The organism is Uruburuella testudinis, assembly GCF_022870865.1.
Taxonomy (GTDB): domain Bacteria; phylum Pseudomonadota; class Gammaproteobacteria; order Burkholderiales; family Neisseriaceae; genus Neisseria; species Neisseria testudinis.
This window is the reverse complement of the sequence record NZ_CP091508.1, coordinates 1,417,314-1,439,511: the sequence shown is the minus strand read 5'-3', so window position 1 is coordinate 1,439,511 and position 22,198 is coordinate 1,417,314. Positions and strand designations below refer to the sequence as shown.

Sequence of the window (22,198 nt, the reverse complement as noted above, 5' to 3'; positions counted from 1 at the left end):
ACCGGCACACTTGCCGTATTAGCACCACCCGACCCGCTCCGCCGCAATCGCCGCAAAAAACCGGAGCCGCTGTGCAGCCGCTCCGGTTTTTCAACATCCGCCTTTATTCCGAATCGCTTATTTTTTGGGCGCCCTGTTTTTGTTTGACGGTTTTTTGCAGATTAGCGAGCAAGCTGTCGAATACATTATTGGCCTGATTTTGTGCCAACAGTAATTTTGCCTGCGGCAGCTGTGCTTCGGCATTTTGCGGTGCTTTAACCGCCTGCACCTCCATCAACACCGGTGCCGGCAAGCCCTCAAGCAATACATAAGCCGGCTTGCCCGCTGCCGGACGGGCTTTCAACAGCGCGCTGTATGCTTCAGGCGGCATAGACTGACGCGCCTGCTCGGCAGTCAGCTCAGACACCGGCGACCAAGCCAATGCGGGTTTTTCTCCGCTGTTCAAATCCACCAGCGCCTGCTGGGCTTTGGTTTCGGCCAGCTTGGCTGCTTCCGAACGCAAATAAGCCACACGCACAGCATCTTTGGCTTTGTCAAAGCTCTCCGTACTCTCCTCGCGCACCTCTTTGGCACGCACCACCCACACGGTGTTTTCATTGACCGTAACCGGCTCGGAATTATGCTTTTTCTTCAACACATCGTCACTAAACACAGCATTGAGCAAATCTTCAGGCATGCCGGCAGCCTGACCGTTTTCACGCGTGAGCCAATCCGGTGGCGATTCCAGCTTCAAACCGGTGATTTTGGCTACTTCACTCAAACCTTCGGGATGGTTGAACGCCGCTTCGGCCAATTGCTCTTTGGCTTTTGCAAATTCTGCGGCCGCTTTTTTCTGCTTCAACTCAGCTTCCAGACGCGGCTTTTCCTGCTCAAACACCGGCTGGTTTTGAATATTCAGAATGGTAATGATGTGATAACCGTAGGCCGTCTGAACCACATCGCTGATGGCGCCTTTATCCAATGAAAATGCAGCATCTTCAAATTCTTTACCCAAGCCGCCGTCTTTAGCCATATAGCCGATATTGCCGCCATTATCGGCCGAACCGGGGTCTTTGGAATACTGCTTGGCCAAAGCGGCGAATTTCGACGGATCGGCTTTCACTTGTGCCAATACTTTTTCAGCCTCAACTTTAGCCTGATTGCGCTCGGCATCGCTTGCATCCTGCGCAACCGGAAACAAAATATGGGCGATTTCACGCTTGGGCTGGGCTGCCGCGCTTTCCTGTTCGAACGCCGTGCGCAGTTCCTGCTCGCTCACCGGTTGCGCCGCCGCCAAGTTTTGGGCGTTTAAGGCCACATATTCCAGCTTCACTGCCTGCGGAATCGTGTAATCTTTTTGATGCGCCTCATAATAGCCCTTCAAGGCCGCATCATCGGTTTTCACTTGGGCGGCAAATGCTTCGGGGCTGAATGTCACGGTGCGGATGGTGCGCTGCGACTGCATCAGATTTACCAGCTGCCGTGCCTGCGCATCGCTGACTAACGTGCCGTTCTGCACCAGATTCATCATATTCTGCAAAGCAAATTGCTCGCGGATTTCCGCCACAAACTGATCTTCGCTCAAATGGCGCTGGCTCAGATACTGATTCAGCAAATCCTGGCTGAATTTACCGCTTGCATCGTGAAAGCTCGGGTCATCCACAATAATCTGCTTCAGCTGCTGTTGCGATACCGAAACGCCCATCTGTTTGGCGCCTTCGGTTAACAACGCGCGTTGCAGCAAGGCATTAAAAATCGCATCACGCGATTCATTGCCGCCGGCGGCCTGAGCATTTTGAACAGCCTGATTCAAAGCCTGCTGGCTAACCTTTTGGTCGCCCACCTTAACAATATAATCAGAACCGGGTGCCGCCACGGTGCTTACACCGAAGCCGACAAATGTCAACGCAATCAAGCCCAGCAACACTTTGGCGGGACCACTGTATTTTTCTACGGAAGCAAACATAGTTTCTAATGATGTAATGTGAAAAGCAAAGCCGCATTGTAGCGTGTTTTCGGGGTGGCGGACAATTTATAGCGGATTTTTATACCCACTCATAAAAGTAAACCGACAAGGCGGCGAGCCGAAGGCAATACAAATTATCCGCCTTGCCCAAACAAACCGATAAAGCGAACCGCACCAATCGGCCTTAGATAGCAAAAAAGGCAAGCCAAGCGGCCTGCCTTTATCAATACGGTTCAAACGGGTATTACAGCGCGTCTTTCAAAGCTTTACCGGCGCGGAATTTCGGAGTTTTGGCCGCAGCAATGGTCAGCGGCTCGCCGGTTTGCGGGTTGCGGCCTTGGCGCTCTGCACGCTCGCCAACGTAGAAAGTGCCGAAACCAACCAAAGTTACGGTGTCGCCTTTTTTCAGCGCGTTGGTGACAGCATTCATCATACCGTCCAAAGCTTTGGTAGCTGCTGCTTTGGAAATATCGGCTTCTTGAGCAATGGCTTCAATCAATTCAGACTTGTTCACAATAAGTCCCTTTCTATCGTTTAGAAATAATGAAAGCCCCGACAATCGGGCATTTGGTACAAATTTTGTACATCTGCGCCTTTATAGCAAGCCTAAAATCGCTGTGTCAAGCGAAAAGATGCGGAATATTGCGCTTTTTCAAGGTTTCGCCCATATCTACCGCATCTTTTACAACACATTGCTACTAAATCAGTGTTTGGTTGCTTTTAAGCTTGACTTGCCGCCCTCGTTCGGCACTCCTTGCTCAGGCTCTGTCTGCGGGGCATGCCAAGGCTCGGGTTGGCGCTCCAAACCCAAAGCCAGCACTTCATCAATCCATTTGACCGGATGAATGGTGAGCCCCTCTTTCACATTGGCGGGAATTTCTTCCAAATCTTTCACGTTGTCGTGCGGAATCAGCACATGCTTGATGCCGCCGCGCAGCGCCGCCAAAAGTTTTTCTTTCAAACCGCCAATCGGCAACACTTCGCCGCGCAAGGTAATTTCGCCGGTCATCGCCACATCGGCACGCACGGGGATTTGGGTAAATGCCGACACCATGGAAAGTGTCATCGCGATGCCTGCGCTGGGGCCGTCTTTCGGTGTCGCGCCTTCGGGCACATGCACGTGGATGTCTTTTTTCTCATAGAAATCCGGTGCCAAGCCCACCGATTCGGCGCGTGAGCGCACCACGCTCCAGGCTGCGGAAATCGACTCCTGCATCACATCACCCAACTGGCCGGTGCGGATGATGTTGCCTTTGCCGGGCAATGCTACCGCTTCAACAGTCAGCAATTCGCCGCCGACTTCCGTCCACGCCAGCCCGGTTACCTGGCCGATGCGGTTTTCATCTTCGGCCACGCCGTAATCAAAACGGCGTACCCCCAGATAATCACGCAGGTTTTCAGCATTGACCACCGTGGTTTCGGCTTTCAGACGGCCTTTTCCTGCGGCCGCTTTTTTGTCTTCAGCCATGGCCACTTTCATCACCACTTTACGGCAGATTTTGGCGATTTCGCGATCCAGCGAGCGCACGCCGGCTTCGCGGGTGTAGTAACGGATGATGTCGCGCACCGCACTCTCTTCAATCTCTGCTTCACCGTCTTTGACGCCGTTGCGCTTCATTTGTTTGGGCACAAGATACTGCATGGCAATGCTGATTTTCTCATCTTCGGTATAACCGGAAAGGCGGATAATCTCCATGCGGTCGAGCAGTGCCGGCGGAATATTGAAGCTGTTGGATGTGGCGATAAACATCACATCGCTCAGGTCATAATCTACCTCGGCATAATGATCGACAAACTTGCTGTTTTGTTCCGGGTCGAGCACTTCCAGCAGCGCGCTGGCAGGATCGCCGCGAAAATCGTTGCCCATTTTGTCGATTTCATCGAGCAGGAATAAGGGGTTTTTCACACCGGCCTTGGCCATGTTTTGCAAAATCTTACCCGGCATCGAGCCGATATAGGTACGGCGGTGGCCGCGGATTTCACTTTCATCGCGCACGCCGCCCAAGGCCATGCGCACATATTGGCGGCCGGTGGCTTTGGCGATGGATTCGCCCAACGAGGTTTTACCCACGCCCGGCGGCCCGACCAGGCACAAAATCGGCCCTTTGAGCTTGTCGACACGTTTTTGCACCGCCAAATATTCGAGGATACGCTCTTTTACTTTTTCCAAACCGTAGTGATCGGCATCAAGCACCAAGTCGGCCTTAACGATATCTTTGATAACACGTGATTTTTTCTTCCACGGCAATTCCAACAGGGTGTCGATATAATTGCGCACCACGGTAGATTCGGCCGACATCGGCGGCATCATTTTCAGTTTTTTCAATTCTACCAGGCATTTTTCTTCCGCCTCTTTGCTCATGCCGGCTTCTTTGATTTGTTTTTCCAATGCATCCAGTTCGCCGCGCTCGTCTTCTTCGCCCAACTCTTTCTGAATCGCTTTTACCTGCTCGTTGAGGTAATACTCGCGTTGCGATTTTTCCATTTGGCGCTTCACCCGGCCGCGGATGCGTTTTTCTACCTGCATGATGTCCAGCTCGGCTTCAATCTGGCCGAGCAGGTATTCCATACGCTCCGCCACACTCACGGTGTTGAGGATTTCCTGGCGCTGATCCAGCTTCAATTGCAGATGTGCAGCCACCGTATCAACCAAACGGCCGTTTTCTTCAATGCCGTGAATGGTGCCGATAACCTCGCTCGGAATCTTTTTATTGAGCTTGGCAAATTGGTCGAACTGCGACAATAAAGTGCGGCGCAATGCTTCCATATCGGCGCTGTCGGATTCGCTGTCATACACAGCTTCCACATGCGTCAGAAAAAGCTCGCCGGTGTCTTCCACCGTTAAGGCGCGGGCGCGGCGCACACCTTCCACCAGCACTTTTACCGTGCCGTCGGGCAGCTTCAATACTTGCAGCACATGGGCAACAGTGCCCATTTCATGCAAATCTTTGGCATTGGGTTCTTCATCATTAGGATCGCGCTGCGCCAGTAAAAACACCGGTTCATCGTTATCCATGGCCAAATCAAGTGCGGCAATCGATTTGGGCCGGCCCACAAACAGCGGTAAAACCATATGCGGATAAACCACCACGTCGCGCAAGGGCAGAGTGGCCAATGCGCTATATTCCTCAAAATGTTTGTCTGTTGCCATTTTTAATCTCTGTTCTTTGCTGAATAAATCGGATTAACGGCAACGTTGGGTTGAAATATTTTTTTTCAAGCCTTGAAAAACTGCTTTCGCGCGGGCACTGTCTCTACGCCCGCAAGATGGATTGTGAACACTATTTGCGCTAGAATAACATCCGATAGAGTTCAGGCCGTCTGAAAACCTGTTTCAGACGGCCTGAACCGCTCAAATCAAGGAAACCGCCATGTCCGAAGAAAAAACCACCCTGCTCGAATTTCCCTGCACTTTCCCACTGAAAATCATGGGCGCACAGCATCCGGAGTTTGAATCAACCATTCTCAATGTTATCCGGCAGCACGCCCCCGACACGCAGGCGCAACACATCAACACCCGCCCCAGCAGCAAAGGCAACTACCTGGGCGCCACCGCCCAAGTCAACGTAGAAAGCCAAGAGCAGCTCGACAACATCTATCGCGCCCTGACCGCGCACCCGATGGTTAAAGTGGTGCTGTGATGAAAATCATATCCCTCGGGCTGGCCGACTATGCGCCCGTATTCGAAGCCATGAAAACCTTCAATGCCGGCCGCAACGAGGCAACCGAAGACGAATTATGGGTGGTCGAACACCCGCCGGTCTTCACCCAAGGCCTGGCCGGCAAACCCGAGCACCTGCTGATACGCGACGACATCCCCGTGGTGCAAATCGACCGCGGCGGCCAGATTACCTACCACGGCCCCGGCCAGCTGGTGATCTACACCCTGATTGATTTCAAACGCCGCAAAACCAGCGTACGCCACATCGTGAGTGCCTTAGAAAACAGCATCATCGCCACCTTGGCCGAATACGGCATCAATGCCGCCGCCGATCCCGCCCGTCCCGGTGTGTATGTGGGCGCCAAAAAAATCGCCTCGCTGGGTCTGAGAATTAAAAACGGTGCGGTGTACCACGGCCTCGCCCTCAACATCAATATGGATTTGACACCGTTTACCCACATCAACCCCTGCGGCTATGCCGGCATGGAAATGACACAAATGGCCGACCTGCTGAGCCCCTGCCCCACACTGAGTGAAGTGGCCGACAAGCTCACAGGCCATCTGAAAACACAACTCGCATCGAAAGAAACCGCACAATGAGCGCAATCAAAACCGACCCCAAACAAGGCATCAAACTCAAAGGTGCCGACAAAACCGCACGTATTCCGATTAAAATCGTGCCGCTCGAAGAAAAAATCAAAAAACCCGAATGGATACGCGCCAAGCTGCCGAGCGGCAAGAAATTTTTTGAAATCAAAAACATCTTGCGCGATCAAAAAATGCACACCGTATGCGAAGAAGCCTCGTGCCCCAACATCGGCGAATGCTTCAGCAAAGGCACCGCCACCTTTATGATTATGGGCGACATCTGCACCCGCCGCTGCCCCTTCTGCGACGTCGGTCACGGCCGCCCCAACCCGCTGGATGCCGACGAACCGGCCAACCTTGCAGAATCTGTAGCCGCCATGAAACTGCGCTATGTGGTGATTACCTCGGTAGACCGCGACGACTTGCGCGACGGCGGCGCCCAGCATTTTGCCGACTGCATCCGCGCCATCCGTGAAAAAAGCCCGCAAACCAAAATCGAAATCCTCGTGCCCGATTTTCGCGGCCGCCTTGATATCGCGCTGGAAATCCTCGCCCAAACCCCGCCTGATGTCATGAACCACAACCTCGAAACCCATCCGAGCCTGTATAAAAAAGCCCGCCCCGGCGCCGACTACAAACACTCGCTGGAGCTGCTGCGCCGCTACAAAGAAATGATGCCGCACATTCCCACCAAATCCGGCATTATGGTCGGCTTGGGCGAAAGCGATGACGACATCCGCGAAATCATGCGCGATATGCGCGCGCACAATATCGAAATGATCACGGTCGGCCAATATCTGCAACCTTCAGACGGCCACTTGCCGGTGTTGCGCTATGTTACCCCGGCACAATTCAAAGAATTTGAAAAAGAGGCCTACGCCATGGGCTTTACCAACGCCGCTATCGGCGCAATGGTACGCTCCAGCTACCACGCCGACGAGCAAGCCTCACAAGCCCTGCGCGAAGCATAACCGCAAGCCGGCAGCCCCGCCATGCGCCGCCGGGCAAGGGATTTCATAGCGATGAAAACCAAAACAGCCGAATAGCAAACGGTTATCAAAACAACAGAAATCCCTGAAAAAATGCCGTCTGAAAATTATTTCAGACGGCATTTGCATCATCCCTTCATCAGCAGGCAGACGGCAAACCGAAAAACAAAACCCTTCTGGAATCAAGGCCGCCGCCCGCAGCAATGCCGAATCGGTGTTGGTTGACAGCGACGAAATACAGGTGCAAGGCAAAAAACGCAGCAAGATTGGACATTTTGCGGGGCTTTTTAACGCAGCAGATGCGTTTTCAGGAGCAAAATACACCCATAAATCGAATGGTCAGGATGCCTTAAGGCCGTCTGAAAACCGTAAAAGTACGGTTTTCAGACGGCCTTGTTTTAATGAAATTGCCGATAACGGTTGATAACGCAGATGCAGCGTAGGCTCCGCCCGCAAACTTTTTTCAAAGCAGCCACAACAAACCGACAAGTCTCACCAAGACACCGCCTTATCCTCTAAGCGCCCGTCGGCCATGGTCATCACACGGTCAAAGCGCCCGGCCAGTTCATCATCATGGGTAACCACCACCAACGCCGTAGCCAACTCGTTTTTCAAATCCAACATCATATCGAGAATATTTTGCGCATTTTTACGGTCGAGATTGCCGGTCGGCTCATCCGCCAATAAACATTTCGGCTGGGTGACCAATGCACGGGCAATAGCGGCGCGTTGCCGTTCCCCGCCCGACAATTCGCTCGGGCGGTGCAGCATGCGTGGTTTCAAGCCTACTTTTTCCAGCATTGCCGCAGCCTGCGCTTCGGCTTCGGCTTTCGGTTTTTTGCCGATTAACAAAGGCATCATCACATTTTCCAACGCCGAAAACTCAGGCAGCAGATGGTGAAACTGATACACAAAACCAAGATAACGGTTACGCAAATCGCCCAGCTGTTTTTGATTCAACTTACTCAAATCATGGCCCATCAAATTCACATTGCCGCTGCTGGGCATATCAAGACCGCCGAGAATGTGCAACAACGTTGATTTACCGCTGCCCGAAGCGCCGATAATGCTCACGCTCTGCCCTTCGGCCACCTGAAAATCCAGCTGCTGCAACACATCCACATGCAATTCACCGTCACGGTAACTTTTGCCCACATGATTGCAGGCCAATACCACATTATTCATAACGCAACGCCTCCGCAGGTTGGGTTTTTGCTGCACGCCAGCTCGGATAAAGCGTGGCCAAAAAAGCCAGCACCAGCGAAATGCAGGCAATCACGGCCACATCGCGCGGGTTGACATCACTGGGCAGATAATCAATAAAATAAATTTGCGAATTAATCAGATGCACACCGAACAAGTTCTCGAAAAAGGCCACAATCCGCCCCACACTCAAACCCAGCACCACGCCGCAAATCACGCCGATAAGTGTGCCGAAAAAACCGGCAAATGCGCCCTGCACCATAAAAATCTTCATCACGCCGGCAGGCGCCAAACCCAGTGTGCGCAATATCGCAATATCAGCCTGTTTCTCCGTTACCGCCATCACCAGCGACGACACCAGATTAAATGCCGCCACCGCAATAATCAGCGTTAGAATGATAAACATCATGCGCTTTTCCAGCTCCACCGCCTCAAAATAGCTGCGGTTTTGAAACGTCCAATCGCGCACCCAAACCTTATCTTGTTCGGCGTGCGGAATCAGGTTGGCAATAAATGCAGGCGCATTTTGCGGGTCGGCCAGTTTCAAGCGCAATCCGCCCACGCCCTCGCCCATACGGTAAAGCACCTGCGCATCCTTCAGATGCGTCATCGCCAGTGAATTATCCACTTCATACACACCCGTTTTCACAATGCCCACCACGTTAAACTGCTTCAAACGCGGCACCACACCGGCAGGCGTTACATTACCCTCAGGCGTAATCACCGTAACCTTACCGCCTACTTCTGCGCCCAACGCCTGCGCCAGCCCCTCGCCGAGAATAATGTCAAATTCGCCCGGCTTCAAATCGGCAAAACTGCCCTGCGGCATACTGCTGCCATAATCAACCACTTTTTGTTCTTCATCCGGCAACACCCCGCGAATCTGCACCCCGCGCACCTCGCCCGCATTCGCCAGCAAAGCCTGATCAGAAACATAAGGCGCCGTGGCCAGCACCTCTTTTTTACCTTCCACATATCGGCGCAAACTTTGCCAATCCTCACCGTTGCCCGTATCGTAATAACCGATTTCCGCATGCGGCGCCACATTCAAAAGCTGGCCGCGAATCTCTTTCTGAAAACCGTTCATCACCGACAACACCACAATCAGCGCCGTCACGCCCAGCGCAATCCCGGCAATCGAAATCAAGGTGATAAACGACATAAACCCATTGCGCTTTTTCGCCCGCAAATAACGCAGGCCGATCCAAGTTTCTAAAGAAGCCATTTTTTCAGGCACACCTTTTTATTGAAAACAAACGGGCATTGTACCGTAAAAGCAGTTAAATCGGTTTAAGGCCGTCTGAAAAGGATAAAGACATGCAAAAGGCCGTCTGAATACAATCTTTCAGACGGCCTCCGTTTATGCAAACTCTGTTTCCAGATTAATCACTCTGTCTGCCGAATCGATGGTTTCTTTTCGGTGCGCCACCATGATTTTGGTTATATTCACCGCTTTCAGATTCTCATTAATCGCTGCTTCATTAGCCATGTCTAGATGGCTGGTGGCTTCATCCAAAAACAAAATTTTCGGGTTACGGTAAAGTGCCCGCGCTAAAATAATGCGCTGTTTCTGCCCGCCCGACAAAGCATTGCCCATATCGCCAATCAAAGTTTCATAACCCATAGGCATTTGCATGATTTCTTCATGAATCATTGCCATGCGGGCGTATTGTTCGACTTTTTGCAGATTCGGTACTTCATCAAAAAAGCTGATATTTTCAGCAATCGAACCCGAAAACAGCACATCGTCTTGCGTTACCGTACCACTTAACCCCCGTATAAAATCAGGATGCAGTTGATAAATATCATACCCGTTTACCAAAACCTTACCTGCTTCGGGCTTCAAATTTCCAATTAAAATATTCATTAACGTTGATTTCCCGCATCCCGAGCTGCCAACCAAGGCCACAGATTCACCCTGCATAATATGTAAATTGATATTTTTCAAGATAAACGGCTCACTTTCAGCATACCGAAAAGCCACATCTTCTAATACAATTTCAACATCATGCCCACATACCGGCAAATGAGCTTGCTCGCTTTTTTCCAACTCACTCTCCGTCAGCGTGATATCGGCCAACCGCTCTGCATGCAATCCCAGCATTTTAATCTGCACATATTGATCAACCAGCGAGCCCACCCTGCCTTCAAACTGGCTTTTATACGCCAAGAAAGCCATAAACACCCCCACGGTAAACAAGCCGTCCAAAACATTGAGGGCGCCCAGATAAACGATCAGAATCCCTTGCACACCAAATAACAGCTTATTAGAAAAACCAAATAAAATCGCCAGTTTCTGTGTGGTCAAACCGGTATTAACAGTATCAACAAACAGGCTCATCCATACGCCATGGCGCTGTTCGTTTTTCTGAAAAAGTTTTACCGTATGAATACCGCGCACCGTTTCCATAAAATAAGAGCTCTGCTTGGCAGCATGCACGATATTCTCTTCAGTAGCATTTCTCAGCGGATGATAAGCCGCCCAGCGGATTAAAATATACAAACCCAGCGTTACCAATACAATCAGCGACAATTGCGGGCTGTATAAAAACATCAGCGCAAAGGTAAACACCGCCATTACGCCATTGAGAATCACCACAAAAAATGTGGAAGTCAACGTACTTTGAATACTGTCTATTGATCCGAAGCGTGAAACAATATCACCCAAGTGCCTTTTCTGAAAAAAATCACTCGGCAAAGCCAATAACCGCTTGAACACATTGGCTTTCCACTGAATATTCAAAGTGGTGGCCAAATGCATACCCACCCATGATTGCAGCAAACCGATTAACTGCTGCACAATCATCAGCAAACCGAAACCCAACACCAAAGTAGTCAACAAATTCCGATCAGCCGTCACAATCACATGATCAATCACCCATTGCATAAAAAACGGGCTGACCAACGCAAACACCTCTAACGCCGCAGCCAACACCAATACCTGCACCAACGAGCGCTTGATACCCGACACACCCTTCAATAAAGGCAAAATCTTGATTTTCTGTTTTTCTTCTTTTTCCTCAAAATGCGTGTTCGGCCACAATTCCAACGCCACACCGGTAAACTTGCGCGACACCTCATACAGCTTTACTTTGCGCAAACCGATAGCCGGATCCATAATCGTTACCGCATCTTTACCCACCGAACGCAACACCACAAAATGATTCAAATCCCAATGCAAAATGCAAGGCAGCTTCAAATTTTCCAACTCGTGCAATTCCAAACGCAAAGCTCTTGAAGTTAGATTCAGCCGATTGGCAAAACGCACAATATGGGCAAGATTAGCCCCTTTGAGTGAAAGCGAATATTGCTGCCGCAAAGTACGCAAATCTGTGTGATAGCCGTGATACGCCAACACCGAAGCCAGGCAAGCTAAGCCGCACTCGGCTACTTCGGTTTGCAATACAATCGGCAGCTTTTTATTAAAACCGAAAGAAAGCCTTGCCAGATAATCCATACTCAATTTAATTTTCCCGAAACACTGTAAAGCGGGTCGAGTACCCATTCATACAGCTTTTTACGCTCATGCAACACATCTGCCTCTACAACCATGCCGATTTGCAGCGGTTTTTCTTCACCATAAACCTGAATGCTCTGCTTATCCAGCTTTACCTTAATCAAATAAGCCGGCTCGTTTAAAAGCGCCGCATCCGTGAAAATCACACCCAGCCCCGCCAACTCCTGTTTGCCCAAAGCGGTTTTGGCTATCGAAACAACTTTGCCGCCCGCATGGCCGAATTTCTGATACGGATAAGCCTGATAACGCAACACTACCTTATCATCCGGTTTGATAAAGCCGATAGCACGGCTGGGTACATAAAGATTCGCCACCAATTCAGCATCTTCCGGCACAATACTCAACAACAACCGGCTCGGATCCACCTGCTGCCCCACTTCCACATTTGAAGTGCTCACATAACCGGATTTACTCGCACGTATGCTTTGCCGCTGCTTCAAATCCCAATCCAACATCTCCTGATTAATCGATGCAATAGCCCGATTAAGCTGGCTCAATTCTGTTTGCTGGCGCTGCGGCAGGTTTTTCAGGCTGATTTGCTGCTCACCGATTTCACGCTCGATGCCCGTTTCTTCACGTCTTAGTGCATCCAAGCGCGAAAGCTGGTCTAAATAATCACCCTCATAGCCCATCATCTGCTGCTCGGAAATAAAGCCCTGCTGCAATAAAGGCCGGTATTTTTCCACCACCTGCTCCGCCAGCTTTACCCTGCGCACCTGCCCTGCCAACTGCTTTCTCACATCACCCAACTGGCTTTGCAGCTTAACCAGGCTGCTGCGCAAAACGCGTCCGTCGCCCTCATGCACCCGCTGCACCTGCCCGATTTCCTGCAACAGCAGCGTTTTCTTTAAAGCCGCTTCCGCCGCCAAACGCTGCTGGATATCGCCGCTGCCGTTATAACGGCTGGTCGAAAGCGTAAATAACTCATCCCCCTGCCTGACAAAATCACCATCGGCAAATTTTTTCTCACTGATAATACCCATATCCGGCGCATATACCTTGACCAAACCCGACACCGGCAAAAGCTGCCCCTCAACTGTGGTTTTGCGCGTATAACTGCCAAACACGGCAAAAATCACAATCAGTGCCGCCACAATGGCCGCACACCAGCTTAAAAACACAAAAGAAAACGGTCGGGTCAGCACAATCCGGCCGGTCCATTTGTGTTTTTTCGCTTCAAATACTTCAGGGCGGAAGAAATGTTCAGGCGTTTCTGACATACTCATATAATTCTATAAAAAATTAATAACACTCAGGCTTCAACCCCTGCCGGACTTGTTTGCTTTATAATGTCAATAAACCAAGAAAACCATCACAGAAAAAGCACCGCTTAATCCTGATTTACCCAAAGAAAAAATGCAAATGAATTGCCTATTTTGATGAAGTTAGAAATCCCCTCAAAATCAAAAACAACAGATGCTGTCAACCCTACTATCAATAAAGATTTTCAACAATTCATTGCATTTCTTTAAATAATTTATTTTCATCATTAAAGTATCTGCCAAGCACTACTGCCCTTATTTTTCAGGCGGCCTGAAGGCCCTATCTGATTAATAATCCGTACCATCATCACAATAATTATTTCCGGCCGGGTCTTTTCCTTGGTTTTTGAAAAACTCAGGAGCAAGAGGTCCTTTACCATTCAATGCGCCTTCAAGCGAAGACCCTAGCAGGCTGGAACCGATAACTGACCCCGGTAGCCCGTGAGTTTTCCCACCAGCAGCACCTCCCACCACAGCTCCCGTGAAACCTGATATATTGGTTTCCGTACCGCTTAATTGATTTTCAGCAACATGCACGCCCCCTCCGACTACAGCCCCTTTTCCGGCAGGGCTTTTAAGCACAACAGAGCCGGCTCGGATAATATGCGGAATAGCGCCCATTCCGCCTACCACCATCTCTAATTCACGAATGGTAATTTCTTTCATTATTTTTTCTCCTTAAAAATATAAAAAGTTTAATAAACACTTCAGCCAATATCCATGCTGCAACAAAAGAAAGCACAATTGAATATTCAAACAAAAACCGATAAGTTTCCATATCTAATTTGTCTATTAAAACTTTATTCAAGACATATATATAAAACAAGAATATTATATAAAAAAACAAAACAAATACTTAAAATATATATAATTTTTTGTATTCCTGATTTTTGCTCCATTAATCCTTCTTACTTCTAATCTCCTGACTTCTTTTTCTTAAAAAAATAAAAAATTTCCCCCCCCCTTGAAACAGCACCCATGCTACAACAATAGAAATCGCACCTGAATATTCCAATAAAATCTGATAAGTTTTTACATCTAACTTATCCATTAAAATTTTATTTAACACATGCAAATATAACAATAATATTATATAAAACATAGCAAGAATAATTGTAAAAATGATTACAAAATCTACAACCTGTCTTATTTCTGATTTTTGCTCCATCTCCTCTCCTTCAATATTGCTTGATATTTATAACAAGCATAACCATTAAAATACTAAAACCGGTCGCGGCACCGACACCAACAAGCATTGCTGCATCCACCCAATCCCATTTATTTGGCTCTGTACTTATATTTCCTGCATAGCTTGCAAGCCCAGAAGCCGAACCAAAAATTGCTCCCGGAACACCAACAGCACCTGTTACAATTTCTAAATTTCTAAATCTTTGATATCTAATTGACGCATAATATTCCTTTAATAATAACTAAAATTTAAAAGCTATATATTCAAATAAACTATTACTGTAATTACTCCTGCTATCAGATAGAACAAAAATTCAATTTCAACATCATACTTTTCCTTAAACCTGTCACCTAAACTAAAAAACTTACCTATAAAAAAAAGAAAATAAAAGCTGCCTAAAAAAACAAGCCCTAAAGTTAAAGCCATATATTTCCTTAAAAAATAAATCAAACTACCATCAATTAATTAGGATAGTCGATATTAAATATATTTTTATTTAGAATACAATTCAAATATTTATTAAGCATAAATTAAATATATAACACCTGTAAATATTATAGCCATTACAAGATACACCCAACCGGCAGAAATACCATATTTATACCTAAACCCTTTATTTAAATTAAAAAAGCTACTTACTAGAAAAAAAAATAGTAAACTGCTAAAAAAAATAATTGCTAAATTGAAAGCCATAAACCCTCCATATTTAAATTAATTGTTTAAATTACATTAAATTTTATCAATAATGCTGCATAGCAATACTTAATGCTGAAATATCAAAATGATTTGATAGATATGAATACTTAGTAATCTGTGCCATCATCACAATAATTATTACCTGCTGGATCTGGAGCTGATGCAGGCACTGATGTTACTGGGCCAATCGTAACTGTTCCTGTCCGTACGCTCTGCATTCCCCCAGCAACAACGCCTCCAACACCCAAAATACCAATAGCATGAACAGCTCGATTCGCACCAACAGGCCCTGTAACTGCACCGGCGACGGCACCGACACCAACAACCATTGCAGCATCCACCCAATCCCATTCATTTGGGCCTGTACTTATATTCCCTGCGTAGCTTGCAAGCCCAGAAGCCGCCCCGAAAACTGCTCCCGGAACACCAACAGCACCTGTTACAATTTCCAAATCCTTGATATCTAATTGACGCATAATATTCCTTTAATAGTAACTAAAATTTAAAAGCTATATATTCAAATAAACTATTACTGTAATTACTCCTGCTATCAGATAGAACAAAAATTCAATTTCAACATCATACTTTTCCTTAAACCTGTCACCTAAACTAAAAAACTTACCTATAAAAAAAAGAAAATAAAAGCTGCCTAAAAAAACAAGCCCTAAAGTTAAATCCATATATTTCCTTAAAAAATAAATCAAACCACCTATCAATTAATTAGGATGATTAATATATTTTATTTAAAATATAGCCTAAATATTATTTCGCTATTAATTCCCTTTTGTTTCAATAATTTCAATAATATCCAATGCACCCATTTGGGTAATCAGCATTTCAATTTTAGTTTGATGTTCTTTTGTATACCCGGCCAATAAATCACATAACGATACTTTATTCCGGCAGGCAAGCTTTTCCAGCACCTCAATGCTGTCTTCATCCACATTGATTTTGGTGCCGTTGGCAATGATATAGCCCTTTGCCAGCGTAGACATATCCACCGCATTCAGCCGCAGCCGCACATTATCCGGCAGACTGTCTGCATTCGGGTTGCCGAAATATTCCATCCGCAACGGTGAATCTACGCGCTGATCGCCCAAAAATGCCTGTATAAAGTGTTCATATTGTTCCGGGTTGGCAATCAGCCCGGCCACTTGCTGCGCTATATCCCGGATATTTTCTTGATCGGCATCCCAACCTCGAAAACTTTGACGCAGGCTGGTAATTTCGGGCATCTGCTTCATCAACCATTCCATATAGTTGTAGCCGTTTGGCGGAAAGGTGCCGATGGCCAGATGAAAGGTTTCACAGCCCAACGGCACAGGGTTGTGCCACCAGCCGCGCGGAATATACAGCACATCGCCGGCTTCAAGCACCACTTCCATATCGGTTTTTTCGGGCGGCAGGATATGCGGCATATCTTTGGCCTGCTGCATATACAGCGGCATTGCGAAATTAGGTGCAGAGAGGGTCCAATGTTTTTTGCCGACCAGCTGCACGGCAAACACATCGCGGGTATCCCAATGATTTTTATAGGAAGGGGCATCACCAAAAGCCAGATAGCTGCTCACAACGGTTTGCGCCCGCGCAAATTGCGCCACCTGCTTGGCAATATCATCGACAAACGGCTCGTTGTTGATGCGGTTGTAAACCAGCGTTGCGCCCTCTTTCAAATATTGATACACCGCTGCTTTATTAAAGCGGTAACGCGTGCGCCCGACATCATTAACGGCTTCCACATAGGCTTCTTTCGGGATCATCGGCCCTTTGCGGAATTTAAACTGGTGATCCATCGGATCTGCCCGCTGATAAAGCTCGTTTATCTCTTTCCAGCCGATATTGATATTTTTAACCGCACCTTTAAATACCATAGGCTTTTGATAAAGGTATTCGCGGTGAAACTGCTCCGGTGAAATCTTGAAATCCAAATGCATGCTGCTCCTTCTTTCCTGCGTATTGGGTGTTTATCAAAAATTTAATTGCCTTAAAATATATTTATGCTATATTACAAACATATTTGACATATATCAATAATTAATTCTATTCAACTATAAATTTAAAATATTGATGCTTTATCTGTTAATTTTTCCAAATTATCTTAACGACAAACTTCTTTATATTAAAACTTATGCTAAATTTTCGATTGTTATTCGTATTTTGTTTTATGCTGTCTATGATTTTTCAGACGGCCAATGCTTTCGATTTATCCGAAGCTTGGCGGGCGGCTTTAAATTATTCTGCCGGCCATGCCGCCGCCAAGCACAGCCGTGATGCGGAGGCCGAGCAGAAATATCAGGCGCGGGCGGCTTTACTGCCTCAGGTAACGGCCAATGCGGTTTATCAAAAGCAACCTTATTCGCTTTCCGCCAACACCCAAAGCCACGGCTGGAATGTGCAGGCCGGCCAGATATTGTTTGATAAAAGCCGCTTTGCCCAATACCGGCAAGGCAGGTTAGCCGAAAAAATGGCTGATATCCGGCTGGCCGGCCATGCAGACGAATTGCGCTTGAATGTGGCGCAGGCTTATTTTGATGTGTTGCTCAACCGTGATAAGTTGGCAGCCGTGCGCGATGAAAAAAGCGCCTATGGCCAGCAAATCAGGCAGGCACAGGCGATGTTTGCACAAGGTGCCGCCACCATTTTAGATACTTATGAAGCCAAAGCCGGCTATGATGCGGCGCTGGCCAAAGAAATCGACACCGCCACCCGATTGCAGATAGCAGAAAATACCCTGGCGGATTTAACCGGGCTTAATCCTGCTGATATCCGCCCCTTGCAACCGCACAAAGATTTAGGCAATTTTCTTGCCGGATCACAAGAGCAACAATGGCAGCAACTGGCCAAACAGCACAACCATTTATGGCAGCTGCAAAAAGCAGCGCTGGCAAACGCTGAAGCCGCCCTTGCTGCGGCCAAAGGCAGCCATTTGCCGCGGCTTACCCTCAACGGCGGTTATCAGGATAATCACAGCACCCGCAAATATGCCGGTGATGCACAAAAATACCGCAGCAAAGGCGCAACACTGACGTTGCAGTTGAGTATGCCTTTATACAGCGGCGGCCAAACCGCCAGCCAAGTGCGCGAAGCCGCCGCGCGTGTTGCCCAAAACCATGCTCTGCTGCTGGACACCGAACGGCAGACTGCCTTAGCAGTGCGGCAGGCTTATCTCGGCAGCCGCAGCAGCAAAATCCAAATGCTTGCCCAACAGCGCCTGCTCGACAGCGCCAATGCGCGCCTGGAAGCCACCCGGATGGGAAAAACAGTCGGCATCCGCAATAATCTGGAAGAAGTGCAGGCACAACAGGCCAAAGCCGATGCGGAACAAAAGCTGGCCGAAGCCAAATACGGCCATATCCGCGCTTATTTACAGCTGTTGCAAAGCGCCGGTGTTTTGAATGAATCTGCGCGGGTGGCGCAAATCAATACGCTGTTAAACTAAATCTCTGTTTCAAAAAGTGCAATATATAAGGCCGTCTGAATACAATCTTTCAGACGGCCTTTGCTTCAATAAGCTATAATTCAGCCCTGAAAAATTTTCCCCTACCTGAAAAACCATGTCTAAAAAACCGAAACACGAACTCGAAAACAATAAATTAAACAAGCGCCTGCGCCATGCAGTGGGCGATGTCGTCAATGATTTCAATATGATTGAAGCGGGCGACAAAATTATGGTGTGCCTCTCGGGCGGTAAAGACAGCTATGCGCTTTTGGATATTCTGCGCCAGCTTCAAGCCAGTGCGCCGATTGATTTCGAATTGGTGGCGGTAAATCTCGATCAGAAGCAGCCGGGCTTTCCCGAACATGTGTTGCCGGAATATCTGGAAAGCATCGGTGTGCCCTACAAAATCATTGAAGAAGACACTTATTCGGTGGTGAAACGCGTGATTGAGGAAGGAAAAACCACTTGTTCGCTGTGCAGCCGCCTGCGCCGCGGTGTGCTGTATCGTGTGGCCAAAGAATTGGGCTGCACCAAAATCGCCCTCGGCCACCATCGCGACGATATTCTGCAAACGCTGTTTCTGAATATGTTTTACGGCGGCAAGCTCAAGGCCATGCCGCCGAAGCTGGTGAGCGATAACGGCGAGCATATCGTTATCCGCCCGTTGGCGTATGTGAAAGAAAAAGATTTGGAACGCTATGCCGAGTTAAAACAATTTCCGATTATTCCCTGCAATTTGTGCGGATCACAGCCGAATCTGCAACGCCAGGTCATTAAGGAAATGCTCAACGATTGGGACAAGCGTTTTCCCGGCCGCATCGAGAGCATGTTTTCAGCGCTGCAAAACGTGGTGCCCTCGCATTTGGCCGATACCGGTTTGTTTGACTTTCAATCACTTGAACGCGGCCAAAAGCTGAAACATGGCGGCGATTTGGCGTTTGACCGCGAAAGCCTGCCGCAGCAGTTTTCAGACGGCCTCAATCATGAAGAGGCCATCAAAGTAGAGCTGCCGGCACCGAAAAAAGTGATTAATATTTTGGCCAGCAAACCGAAAGATTAATACCTTTTCACCAAAGCAAGCTGGTCAGTTGAGCCTGCGCCGTTAGATTATGTTTGCGAATGGGTATAAGCTATAATTTTGGGGTGGAAAACCACTTTGATATTTGTGCATCAGGCCGTCTGAAATTTTCAGACGGCCTGATAACTTTCAAAATACGGAATGATTTTGTTATATAGCCGTTCAATAAGTTAGCTGATAAGACAGTCATACCATTCACAAACATAATCTAACGACGTTGGCTCAACTGGTCAGCTGATTTTTACAGGTATCAACACCTGCCGGTTTGGCATTCAGCGCCTTAGCGAAAGGCCTTTTTTGATTTTATGCCTCGCCTCTGCATTTTCAGGAACAAAAATCCCCTCATAAACGACAATCAGGATAGCCTAGGGTGTCCTGATGTGTCGATTTACGGGTGCTTTTTGCCCCTGAAAATACATCTGCTGCGTTAAAAAGCCTCGCAAGATGTCCAATCTTGCTGCGTTTTTTGCCTGGCATCTGCATTTCCAGGAACAAAAATCCCTTCATAAACGACACATCAGGACACCCTAGCACAGCAGGCTTTGTATTTTTTACCGCTCCCGCAGGGGCATAAATCGTTGCGGCCTATTTTATCGCCCTCGCGGCGCACGGTTTGCGGCTTGTTGATCACGCTTTGCCAATAACGGTAAATGCCCAGCAGCGCATGCGGCAAGTCGCTTTCCAGCTGCGCCAGCTCTTTATCGGTAAAGGTGATGATGATTTGGCCTTCGTCTTCTTCATCATAAATACCGCCAAGCGCCATCACCGGATAAAACAAATCTTCAAAATCATCATCGGCGGCTTTTTCAAACCAATCGGTCGGCACCACATCGAGCGCGTAAAGATAGGCATTACACCAAGTGTAGAAATCGCTGCCGCCCTCATCTTCATAAAGACACAATTCGGGCAGGCTGCCGGAAACCAGTTTTTCACGCATATCAACCGCCCAGCTCAATACCAGCGCTTCCACTTCTTTCCGCTCTTCTTCACTGAAAAGCTGCTCGTCGGCAAGGATTTCAGGCAGCCATTCAGCGGTGTTGAGGCTGTCGGGGCCGGACAGCAGCGCCAGCATAAAGCCTTGCACTTCATCGCAGCGCATGCTGTTGCCGTTTTCGGCCTTAGCATCGAGCAGCGCGGCCAGGCGCTTGCGGGCGGTTGCATCAAATGATTGTAATTGCATCAGATTTTCCTTTGCTAATAACATAAAACATGCAGAGCTGAATAGCCATTCGGGTGGTGTCGCCATCTTTTTTCAGACGGCCGTGTCAAACGGCTCAGTGCTTGCCGGTATTTCGTTGCCGAGGCGGTTTTGTTTTAAGAATCTGCTGCCGCTAACGAGCGGTACAATAAAGCAGCCTGCTCTGAAAAACAGCATAAGATAACGGTATCGATGGCGGGGCATTGCGCTAATGTAGCACGCAGGCTTTGCAATGCGATGACGGCGGCCTTGTCAGCCGGATAGCCGTAAACGCCGGTACTGATATTGGGGAAAGCGATACTGCGCAAGCCGTATTCCTGCGCCAGCTTGAGCGAATTGGCATAAGCGGCGGCCAGCAGTTGCGCTTCGCCCTGGCTGCCGCCGTGCCATACAGGGCCGACGGTGTGGATAACGTATCGGGCAGGCAGCAGATGACCGCCGGTGATTTTGGCTTCGCCGGTACGGCAGCCGCCCAAGAGACGGCATTCTGCCAATAAGCCGCGTCCTGCCGCTGCATGGATGGCACCGTCTACACCGCCGCCGCCCAACAGCGTTTCATTGGCTGCATTGACAATGGCGTCTACGTTTAAGGTGGTGATGTCGGCCACCACGATTTTAATTTCCGCCATGTTTTTTCTTTCAAACGGCCTCAAGCCGCTGCCGCATCTGTTCAAACAAACAAACCGTTGCCGCCATCGCTACATTCAGCGACTCGGTTGCACCTGCCATCGGGATTTTCACGCTGCCCTCAACACCGGACAACAGCGCTTCACTCACGCCGCTGCCTTCGTTGCCGAACACCCATGCCGCCGCACCCCGCAAATCGAGTGCATAAAGGCTGTGGTTGTTATCATCAGTGAGCGCGGTTGCCCACACGCTGCCGGTGTAGCCTGCCCGCCATTGCAACACATCGGCGCGGGCATGCAGCCGCAGCAGGAAATGCGCTCCCATACCGGCGCGCAGCACTTTCGGCGACCACACATCGGCGCTGTCGGCGCTCAACACAATTTCATCCACACCCGCCGCCGCCGCGCTGCGCAGAATCGTGCCGACATTACCCGGGTCTTGCACGCGCTCAAGCACCACGCAATCGCCGGTCTGCGGCAGAGCGCTCGGCTGAGGCAGCGCAATCAGCGTCATGATTTCTTCCGCTTCGGTGAGGCTGGTGATTTTTGCCGAAGCCGCGCTGCTCACCAAAGTAAGCACATCAGCCGGCAATTGCGCCGTCAGCGCAGAGGTTTCGGCTTGGGCGGCTTTGCTTTCGGGAATATAAACCTGCTCGGGCACGCCGCCGCTTTGCAGATAGGCTTGCAAAAGATGCGCACCTTCCAACACGGTTTGGCCGTGTTCGCGGCGGGCTTTGGCTTGTGACAGCAGCTTGGCCAAATGTTTGAGCTGCTCGTTTTGGGCGGAGGTAATGTGTTTCATGGCGG

The 22,198-nt window shown here is 48.8% G+C and carries 23 protein-coding genes; 5 read left to right on the top strand and 18 right to left on the bottom strand.

Going from position 1 to position 22,198, the window contains the following annotated elements:
• Positions 1-103: 103 nt before the first annotated feature.
• The 3 genes from LVJ83_RS06635 to lon form a co-directional block, all read right to left on the bottom strand.
• A complete protein-coding gene (locus tag LVJ83_RS06635) occupies positions 104-1,945 on the bottom strand; it encodes a SurA N-terminal domain-containing protein (protein WP_244787504.1) in 1,842 nt (613 codons plus the stop codon).
• 244 nt (positions 1,946-2,189) lie between these two features.
• Positions 2,190-2,459 (bottom strand): HU family DNA-binding protein, encoded by a 270-nt coding sequence (locus tag LVJ83_RS06630; RefSeq protein WP_244787502.1) that lies wholly within the window; start codon positions 2,457-2,459, stop codon positions 2,190-2,192.
• Positions 2,460-2,648: 189 nt separating this feature from the next.
• On the bottom strand, positions 2,649-5,096 hold the full coding sequence (gene lon / locus LVJ83_RS06625) for an endopeptidase La (protein WP_244787500.1): 2,448 nt from the start codon (positions 5,094-5,096) through the stop codon (positions 2,649-2,651).
• Positions 5,097-5,316: 220 nt separating this feature from the next.
• Between lon and LVJ83_RS06620 the strand changes: the two genes are divergently transcribed.
• Genes LVJ83_RS06620 through lipA form a run of 3 tightly spaced genes read left to right on the top strand, consistent with a single transcriptional unit; the run spans position 5,317 to position 7,165 of the window.
• The gene (locus tag LVJ83_RS06620; RefSeq protein ID WP_244787498.1) at positions 5,317-5,586 is read left to right on the top strand and encodes an HP0495 family protein; all 270 of its coding nucleotides are present in this window, start codon (positions 5,317-5,319) and stop codon (positions 5,584-5,586) included.
• On the top strand, positions 5,586-6,206 hold the full coding sequence (gene lipB, locus LVJ83_RS06615; protein WP_244787496.1) for a lipoyl(octanoyl) transferase LipB: 621 nt from the start codon (positions 5,586-5,588) through the stop codon (positions 6,204-6,206). Before LVJ83_RS06620 ends, lipB begins: the two co-directional genes overlap by 1 nt.
• Complete coding sequence (gene lipA, locus LVJ83_RS06610) at positions 6,203-7,165, top strand: lipoyl synthase (RefSeq protein WP_244787494.1); 963 nt, start codon at positions 6,203-6,205, stop codon at positions 7,163-7,165. Before lipB ends, lipA begins: the two co-directional genes overlap by 4 nt.
• On the opposite strand, the gene LVJ83_RS06605 is transcribed toward lipA, so the two are convergent.
• The 11 genes from LVJ83_RS06605 to LVJ83_RS06555 all read right to left on the bottom strand — a co-directional run bounded on the left by LVJ83_RS06605 (position 7,142) and on the right by LVJ83_RS06555 (position 16,984).
• Positions 7,142-7,507 (bottom strand): hypothetical protein, encoded by a 366-nt coding sequence (locus LVJ83_RS06605; protein WP_244787491.1) that lies wholly within the window; start codon positions 7,505-7,507, stop codon positions 7,142-7,144. The two genes, lipA and LVJ83_RS06605, sit on opposite strands and share 24 nt — an antisense overlap.
• Positions 7,508-7,675: 168 nt before the next feature.
• Positions 7,676-8,368 carry a lipoprotein-releasing ABC transporter ATP-binding protein LolD gene (gene lolD / locus LVJ83_RS06600; RefSeq protein ID WP_244787489.1) on the bottom strand — a complete coding sequence of 231 codons (693 nt, stop codon included), beginning with the start codon at positions 8,366-8,368 and terminating at the stop codon, positions 7,676-7,678.
• Entirely contained in the window at positions 8,361-9,611 is a 1,251-nt protein-coding gene (locus LVJ83_RS06595; RefSeq protein WP_244787487.1) for a lipoprotein-releasing ABC transporter permease subunit, read from the bottom strand. Before LVJ83_RS06595 ends, lolD begins: the two co-directional genes overlap by 8 nt.
• 135 nt (positions 9,612-9,746) lie before the next feature.
• The gene (locus LVJ83_RS06590) at positions 9,747-11,843 is read right to left on the bottom strand and encodes a peptidase domain-containing ABC transporter (RefSeq protein ID WP_244787681.1); all 2,097 of its coding nucleotides are present in this window, start codon (positions 11,841-11,843) and stop codon (positions 9,747-9,749) included.
• Positions 11,844-11,845: 2 nt separating this feature from the next.
• Positions 11,846-13,123 (bottom strand): HlyD family secretion protein, encoded by a 1,278-nt coding sequence (locus LVJ83_RS06585; RefSeq protein ID WP_244787679.1) that lies wholly within the window; start codon positions 13,121-13,123, stop codon positions 11,846-11,848.
• 330 nt (positions 13,124-13,453) lie between these two features.
• Entirely contained in the window at positions 13,454-13,831 is a 378-nt protein-coding gene (locus tag LVJ83_RS06580) for a hypothetical protein (protein ID WP_244787485.1), read from the bottom strand.
• Between the two features lie 232 nt (positions 13,832-14,063).
• The gene (locus tag LVJ83_RS06575) at positions 14,064-14,333 is read right to left on the bottom strand and encodes a hypothetical protein (protein WP_244787483.1); all 270 of its coding nucleotides are present in this window, start codon (positions 14,331-14,333) and stop codon (positions 14,064-14,066) included.
• 276 nt (positions 14,334-14,609) lie between these two features.
• Positions 14,610-14,780, bottom strand: coding sequence for a hypothetical protein (locus LVJ83_RS06570; protein ID WP_244787480.1), 171 nt, complete (start codon positions 14,778-14,780; stop codon positions 14,610-14,612).
• A gap of 377 nt (positions 14,781-15,157) precedes the next feature.
• The gene (locus tag LVJ83_RS06565; protein ID WP_244787478.1) at positions 15,158-15,526 is read right to left on the bottom strand and encodes a hypothetical protein; all 369 of its coding nucleotides are present in this window, start codon (positions 15,524-15,526) and stop codon (positions 15,158-15,160) included.
• A 33-nt stretch (positions 15,527-15,559) separates the two neighbouring features.
• Positions 15,560-15,730, bottom strand: a complete 171-nt coding sequence (locus tag LVJ83_RS06560) for a hypothetical protein (protein WP_244787476.1) — start codon at positions 15,728-15,730, stop codon at positions 15,560-15,562.
• 93 nt (positions 15,731-15,823) lie between these two features.
• Positions 15,824-16,984 carry a JmjC domain-containing protein gene (locus LVJ83_RS06555; protein WP_244787475.1) on the bottom strand — a complete coding sequence of 387 codons (1,161 nt, stop codon included), beginning with the start codon at positions 16,982-16,984 and terminating at the stop codon, positions 15,824-15,826.
• Between the two features lie 230 nt (positions 16,985-17,214).
• On the opposite strand from LVJ83_RS06555, the gene LVJ83_RS06550 reads away from it, so the two are divergent.
• Together LVJ83_RS06550 and ttcA are read left to right on the top strand one after the other, a co-directional pair.
• On the top strand, positions 17,215-18,489 hold the full coding sequence (locus LVJ83_RS06550) for a TolC family protein (protein ID WP_244787473.1): 1,275 nt from the start codon (positions 17,215-17,217) through the stop codon (positions 18,487-18,489).
• Positions 18,490-18,604: 115 nt separating this feature from the next.
• The gene (gene ttcA, locus LVJ83_RS06545) at positions 18,605-19,549 is read left to right on the top strand and encodes a tRNA 2-thiocytidine(32) synthetase TtcA (RefSeq protein ID WP_244787471.1); all 945 of its coding nucleotides are present in this window, start codon (positions 18,605-18,607) and stop codon (positions 19,547-19,549) included.
• A 360-nt stretch (positions 19,550-19,909) separates the two neighbouring features.
• Here ttcA and LVJ83_RS06540 read toward each other — a convergent pair whose 3' ends face one another.
• The 4 genes from LVJ83_RS06540 to LVJ83_RS06525 all read right to left on the bottom strand — a co-directional run bounded on the left by LVJ83_RS06540 (position 19,910) and on the right by LVJ83_RS06525 (position 22,193).
• A complete protein-coding gene (locus tag LVJ83_RS06540; RefSeq protein WP_244787469.1) occupies positions 19,910-20,074 on the bottom strand; it encodes a hypothetical protein in 165 nt (54 codons plus the stop codon).
• A gap of 10 nt (positions 20,075-20,084) precedes the next feature.
• The gene (locus tag LVJ83_RS06535) at positions 20,085-20,747 is read right to left on the bottom strand and encodes a YecA family protein (RefSeq protein WP_244787467.1); all 663 of its coding nucleotides are present in this window, start codon (positions 20,745-20,747) and stop codon (positions 20,085-20,087) included.
• Between the two features lie 134 nt (positions 20,748-20,881).
• Positions 20,882-21,394: an O-acetyl-ADP-ribose deacetylase gene (locus tag LVJ83_RS06530; RefSeq protein ID WP_244787465.1), complete on the bottom strand. Its 513-nt coding sequence runs from the start codon at positions 21,392-21,394 to the stop codon at positions 20,882-20,884.
• Positions 21,395-21,404: 10 nt separating this feature from the next.
• Complete coding sequence (locus tag LVJ83_RS06525; protein WP_244787463.1) at positions 21,405-22,193, bottom strand: TrmH family RNA methyltransferase; 789 nt, start codon at positions 22,191-22,193, stop codon at positions 21,405-21,407.
• Positions 22,194-22,198 lie beyond the last annotated feature (5 nt).